The 5510-nt window shown below is 41.4% G+C and carries 3 protein-coding genes and 1 pseudogene; 3 read left to right on the top strand and 1 reads right to left on the bottom strand.

What is annotated here, in order from left to right:
• Positions 1-320: pseudogene (locus LC574_RS24205) on the top strand (hypothetical protein); the annotation flags it as partial.
• 928 nt (positions 321-1248) lie between these two features.
• Positions 1249-3111 carry a bifunctional serine/threonine-protein kinase/formylglycine-generating enzyme family protein gene (locus LC574_RS24210; protein ID WP_229456101.1) on the top strand — a complete coding sequence of 621 codons (1863 nt, stop codon included), beginning with the start codon at positions 1249-1251 and terminating at the stop codon, positions 3109-3111.
• A 177-nt stretch (positions 3112-3288) separates the two neighbouring features.
• On the opposite strand, the gene LC574_RS24215 is transcribed toward LC574_RS24210, so the two are convergent.
• Positions 3289-4830 carry an NAD(P)/FAD-dependent oxidoreductase gene (locus tag LC574_RS24215; RefSeq protein ID WP_229456102.1) on the bottom strand — a complete coding sequence of 514 codons (1542 nt, stop codon included), beginning with the start codon at positions 4828-4830 and terminating at the stop codon, positions 3289-3291.
• Between the two features lie 374 nt (positions 4831-5204).
• Here LC574_RS24215 and LC574_RS24220 point away from each other — a divergent pair.
• A partial coding sequence (locus LC574_RS24220; protein ID WP_267871654.1) for an SPFH domain-containing protein occupies positions 5205-5510 on the top strand: 306 nt, incomplete at its 3' end.

Consider the following 5510-nt stretch of genomic DNA (forward strand, 5'->3'; position numbering starts at 1 on the left):
AAATGACTACCACAACTCAAAATAGAGCCTCGCTTGAGTTTGAGCAAAAACTCTCAACAGTAGTTTCATTTTTAGAAACTCTATTTATCCCAGATGAAGAACTTCAGCAACAAGCGTCCGAACTGATAGATAAACTCGCTCGCCTTGAAGAAGAACTCCACAAATTCAAGCTAGAAGCGTTACGCAGTCAGATCGACATTGGTATTAAGCAACTTGAGAGCAGTCAGTATACTGAATATAATGACGAGTCACTTTCGGCTTTTTTTGCAAATATCAAAGCACGAGGGCAGGAAAAATTGGCTGACAGCGATTCTCTATGAGTCGATTTCGGATTTCTACTCAAGCAGCGCAAGATATTGAAAATATCTGGATATATATAGCGTCAAATAATTTAAAAGAGAGGGCTTGAAATATTGATTACATTTTTTCTCCATTGATAAATTAAGAGAGTTGTAACATTAATTACAAATTATTTTGGTCAATAGCCGGATATGCTATAGGACTATGATTTGATTTCTGAAAAAAATCCGTACAACTCGAAAAGCGTGATTCCATATTCCCTACTCCCTACTCCCCACTCCCCACTCCCCACCTACATAGATAATTTCAAAAATCAAATATGATTCCTATATCATGTCCGCTTGATTACTTATTAAACCCGAATCACCCCAAAGCTGCGCTTTGTCTCCATGCGTAAGTCCTATTATCTTATGTAACTCTCGTGAACTACCCCACCGCATAGGCGGATGGGGTATTCCGCAGAATAGGTTAAATTTTGAATTCTTTAACAAGTGGTGGGGGTTTAAGTCCCCTGTCTCTACAGGCAGCAGGTTTTGATGCCTAAATCTAAATCCCCGTCACAAAACGTAATTGCGAATTGCGAATTGCGAATTGCGAATTGTTTTAATTGGTTCTTTACGAACTTTTTTAAATAGTGAATAACCCCTATATTAAAATGTAAGGTGCATTACGGCAAGCTAAGACACTGATATCAGTTTTATTCACAGTTTCAATGCCCTGATGTAACTCTGTTTAATTGTTAATTGTTAATCATCTTATATTCTCATGTAAAAGATAGTTTTAAGCACAATACCCTTGGGTTAGTTGATATTCCCTAAGCCTCCTTAAAAAGGAATTAGAGCAATTTTAAACACATGAATAAACTTCCGTGTTCGCTTCTCTACATAACTATTTTCAATTAGATAACATTGGGGCTAACTTTGGAGAAGATGCTATTTCCCCCTCATTATGCAAATCTGCCAAAATCCCAATTGCTCAAATCCATTCAACTCTGATAGCAATAGATTTTGTGTGAGTTGCGGACAAAGCAACTTTGGCAAACTTCTAAGAAACCGTTACCGCGTATTGAGACTTTTAGGTGAAGGTGGGTTTAGCAGAACATATTCTACAGAAGATGTAGACAGACTAAACGCCCCTTGCGTCATCAAGCAATTTTTCCCACAATTTCAAGGAACAGGACAACGCACCAAAGCAGCAGAATTTTTTAAAGAAGAGGCTTTTCGATTGTATGAACTGGGAGAAAATCATACCCAAATTCCCAGATTACTAGCTTACTTTGAACAAGGTGCTAGCTTGTATCTCGTACAAGAATTTATTCAAGGAAAAACCCTCTTACAAGAAGTTCAGCAACAAATCTATGGTGAAACACAAATTTGGGAACTTTTAGCTGATTTATTACCAGTACTAGAATTCATTCATACTCATAATGTCATTCATCGGGATATCAAACCAGAAAATATTATCCGCCGTGCAAGTGATGGAAAACCCGTATTAATTGACTTTGGCGGCGCTAAACAGGTAACACAAACCAGTTTAGGAAGACAAGCGACAGTAATTTATACTCTTGGTTATGCCCCAACCGAACAAATGGCTGGATTTGCTTGTCATGGGAGTGATTTGTATGCTTTGGGTGTAACTTGCGTGCGTCTTTTAACTCGATGTTTGCCTTTGCAAGATGCTTCTGGACAGATTAATGACCCTATTTATGATGCCATGAACGCTAAGTGGTTGTGGCGCGAACGGTTACAAGAAAAAGGTATTACTATCAGCGACGACTTAGGGAAAATTTTAGATAAAGTACTAAAACATCTACCAAGTGAAATGTATCAAACAGCAGCAGAAGTTCTCAGCGATTTGAAATTTGCAACATCGAACATTGAACCTGTTGCCCTTAAAATTGTTTCGATGTCTCCACCCATATTACCGCCGCCACCACAAAAAGTAATAGTACCATTACCCCCCTTAGAAACCTTTGAATTTGACGTAGTGACAGTAGATACAGGTGGTAGAGAAGTAAACCGCATGAGTTGCAATGCCAACTTCTTTGCCGAAGAATTGGGTAAATCTGTCACATTAGAAATGGTATCGATTCCTGGCGGTACTTATATGATGGGTTCACCAGAGTGTGAAGGAGATGCTGACGAACGTCCTCGACATAAAGTTACCGTTGAACCATTTTTTATGGGGAAATTTCCCGTAACTCAAGCACAGTGGAGAGTAGTAGCAGCTTTACCCAAAGTCAAACAAGCTTTAAATCCCCATCCATCAAAATTCAAAGGTTTAGATAGACCAGTGGAAAACGTATCTTGGTATGAAGCTTTAGAATTCTGTCTCAGACTATCAGAAAAAACCGGACGCGACTATCGTTTACCGAGTGAAGCTGAATGGGAATATGCTTGTCGGGCTGGAACTACAACATCCTTCCACTTTGGCGAAACGATTACCTCTGAGTTAGTTAGTTGCACTATCGAACCAAAAAGCAAATTCCGTAAAGAAACAACAAACGTCGGTAGTTTTGAAGTTGCCAACGCCTTTGGATTGTACGATATGCACGGGCTAGTTTGGGAATGGTGCGCTGATTCGTGGCACAACAATTACAGCGACGCACCCTCAGATGGAACAGCTTGGGAAGTTGGCGGTGATATTAATCGTCGAGTGCTACGCGGTGGTTCTTGGAGTTTCAACGCAGAACTGTGTCGCAGCGCTAGCCGTAGCTGGAATGAGTCAGACGGTGGACTGAGGGTTTGTGGCTTTAGAGTAGTATTTTCCGTAGAGGAGATTTTTCGGTCAGAATACCCAATTGAATTCTAAGGTGAGGTTGTCCTTTGTCAATTGTCCTTTGTCCTTAGTAAACACAAATGACTAATGACTAATGACTAATGACTAATGACTAATGACTAATGACTAATGACTAATGACTAATGACTAATGACTAATGACTAATGACTAATGACTAATGACGGTCTACACAGAAAATAGTGCAAAAAATTAAATACACTTGATATCTTGAAGCATTGCTAAATGCTTATTAACCGGTGCAAGGGTATTTGCAGCAATCAGTCCACTGGCGGCTACTGCTGGTAAACCAATGCCGGGAAATGTCGAATCGCCACAGCACATCAGCCCTGCTAAAGATGTGCTAGGCCCAGGAAACATACCACTTCCAGCCTGAATTGCTGGGCCGTAGGAACCTTGATAACGGCGGAGATAACGTTCGTGAGTTAGAGGTGTGCCAACAAGTGTGACTTCGCAACGAGAGCGAATATCTGGAATGATCCGCTGTAGCGCTTGCCACATTATTTCTGCACGCGATCGCTTTTTTTCGGCATATTCTTGGTTCCTTCTATCCATTCCCTGCCAGATAGAGTATGGCTCATTACCAGGAGTATAAACATGAACTACATGCTTACCTGGTGGTGCTAAAGATGGATCGAGAATTGAAGGAATTGATATCACCACAACATTCTGAGGTGCTGTTATGCCCAATTCCCAGTTATTAACCACAATGTAATGACACCGCAAATTAGACTGTAATCCTTGAGCATCAATACCTAAATGTAGATGCATAAAGCTATCACACTCAGGTGTCGCTTGTCGTTTAGCCCGGTACTGTTTGGGTACTGCATTTTCTGGTAGTAACTTCAGTGTATCCCAAACCGATGCATTAGAAATTACTGCCCGCCGTGTCCGAATTTCTTGGCGATCGCGCAGACGCACACCCACCGCACGATTACCTTCTACAAGCACTTCTTCAACATGAGCTAACAGAATCAGCTTCCCGCCGTGACGCTGCAATCCTTGTACAAGGGTGTCAACTAAAGCACCACTACCACCAATGGGATATTCAAGTATTGCGTCTGGTCGATACCAGTCTGCAAACATAAATCCTACCTCTGCGGCGCTAGTGCCATCTGCTGGCAATCCAGAAAGCAGGAAACACAGCAAATTAAGCCAGTTTCGGGTAAACGGGTCTTTAACAACGCTATCCATAATCCGGCTGAAGGGGCCCGTCAGCTTAACTATATTCGCCAGATGTTTTGTCAGAGATGGGATAAACGGGCCGACAGTTCTAGCTGCACCAAAATCAAAGCGTAATGCCGCCGGTGGTATGGAAGTTGCTGCACTAGCCAATGGTTCCATAACGCGCTGGAGTTCCTGCCATTCGGCTACAGCATCATGTCCCCGGAATTTCATCAGCACTTCACAAAATTGCTCGGCACCAACCGACGTGTCAAAATCGCCTTCTGGTAGACAACAGCCCCAAGTATCATAGGTTACGCATGGTAATTCCGAGCCAATTGCATCTAACACTTGCCGCAGAGGGTTGGCAGAGGGGCTGTAAGACAGTCCAGAGTAGAGAGACGGGCCCGAGTCAAATTTGAAACCATTGCGCTCAAAAGCATGGGCAGCGCCTCCAGCAATGGAATGACTTTCGCAGACTATCACATCAAAGCCATAGCGTGCCAAAACAGCAGCACAACTCAAACCGCCAATACCGCTACCAATGACAACTACATCTGTAACTTGCATATATGTTTGCAACAATAAATTCAAACAGGTGTGGAAACTTGGATAATATCATTCGCTCCTCCATCCATAAACCGCTCTGATTAGTTAATATCATCACTAAGGATGGACATTAAACCGCCAGTGCCGCCTTCTTCAGATTAAAGGCTTGATTTTAGACAGACTGATGAGAAGCTTAAACTAGTAACTAAGTTTACCCAAGACAAAGTAAATTTTATTACTCAGCACTTAATACTAGAGAAAGAAGACAAGGAGAAAAATAATAACTCTTCATGACTAAAGAAAAAAGACAAGGAGAAAAATAATAACTCTTCATGACCAATGACCAATGACCAATGACAAATGACCAATGACTAACTCATATTGGAGAGAGGAATTTGAAAAATCAGCAATTGGGAAATTGGCAAAGCACAGTTTTAGGAATTGTGTTAGCAACACTAGTGATTTTGGGACTAAATTCCTTTATCATTATCAACCCAGGACAAGCAGGAGTAATCAGCATCTTGGGTAAAGCGAAAGATGGGGCATTATTAGAAGGGATTCATGTAAAACCGCCTTTTATCTCAGTGATAGATGTGTATGATTTGACTGTCCAGAAATTTGAAGTGCCAGCAGAAAGTTCTACCAAGGATTTGCAAAATTTATCTGCGAGATTTGCGATCAACTTTCGCCTCGATCCCATA

The organism is Nostoc sp. CHAB 5715 (assembly GCF_020829685.1).
GTDB lineage: Bacteria > Cyanobacteriota > Cyanobacteriia > Cyanobacteriales > Nostocaceae > Nostoc.

Bases quoted from the DNA above. Each gene is read 5' to 3' on its own strand.
- LC574_RS24210 (WP_229456101.1), top strand. From the start codon at position 1,249: ATGCAAATCTGCCAAAATCCCAATTGCTCAAATCCATTCAACTCTGAT.
- LC574_RS24215 (WP_229456102.1), bottom strand. From the start codon at position 4,830: ATGCAAGTTACAGATGTAGTTGTCATTGGTAGCGGTATTGGCGGTTTG.